Source organism: Vibrio sp. D173a (genome assembly GCF_030248475.1).
This window is the reverse complement of the sequence record NZ_JAHGAH010000359.1, coordinates 1-834: the sequence shown is the minus strand read 5'-3', so window position 1 is coordinate 834 and position 834 is coordinate 1. Positions and strand designations below refer to the sequence as shown.

Genomic DNA, 834 nt, shown 5'->3' with positions numbered 1-834 from the left:
TCCAGATTACATTCTGCTCCCTAAGGCAAAAGTTAATGAGTTTGTAGACGCCTATAAGCGCTACTTTAAAAAGCTCTACCCTGCGGGACTTGAGAGCAAAGAACTCACCTCTGTGATCAATCAACGCCAATACACACGACTAAAAGGTGTGGTTGAAGATGCAGAGCAAAAAGGCGCCACCATTCACACTGTGAGCGAGCAAGCTCAAGACGATGTGAATCACCGCATGACGCCTCATCTACTGACTAATGTAAACGACGACATGTTTGCCCTTCAGGAAGAGTTGTTTGGTCCTGTGCTACCTATCGTCCCTTATGATTCTTTGGACGAAGCAATTGAGTACATTAACGATCGTCCTCGCCCGTTGGCTCTTTACATCATGAGTCACGACAGTGACGTGCAAGAGAAGTTGCTGTCTAAAACGCACTCTGGTGGCGTGTGCATCAATGATTCTCTTGTTCATGTTGCGGTCGATGATGCACCATTTGGCGGTGTTGGTCCGTCAGGCATGGGGCACTATCACGGAATTGAGGGATTCAAAACCTTCAGTCATGCCAAAACGGTTCTGAGTAGAGGTAAAATCAACTACACAAAACTGTTGCATCCTCCGTATAATAATCTGTTCAAGAAATTGATTTTTAAAGTGATTAATCGATGACCACTAAAAGACAACAGATCTTAGATTCCGCCCTTCAACTCTTTGCTGAGCAAGGCGTTGAGGGCACATCTACCGCTCAGATTGCTAAAGCGGCTGGTGTGGCGAAAGCGACTCTGTTTCACCACTTTGAAAACAAGTCTCTATTGGTTGATGAGCTTTTTAGAGAACTTAAACAA

At 45.0% G+C, this 834-nt stretch carries 2 protein-coding genes; both read left to right on the top strand.

The features are described 5' to 3' along the window. Positions 1-658: aldehyde dehydrogenase family protein (locus KIV40_RS25810; RefSeq protein ID WP_285352047.1), on the top strand; the 658-nt coding region annotated here is incomplete at its 5' end. Next, positions 655-834, top strand: a 180-nt coding sequence (locus KIV40_RS25805; RefSeq protein ID WP_285352044.1) for a TetR family transcriptional regulator, incomplete at its 3' end; no start/stop codon positions are given. The genes KIV40_RS25810 and KIV40_RS25805, both read left to right, overlap by 4 nt.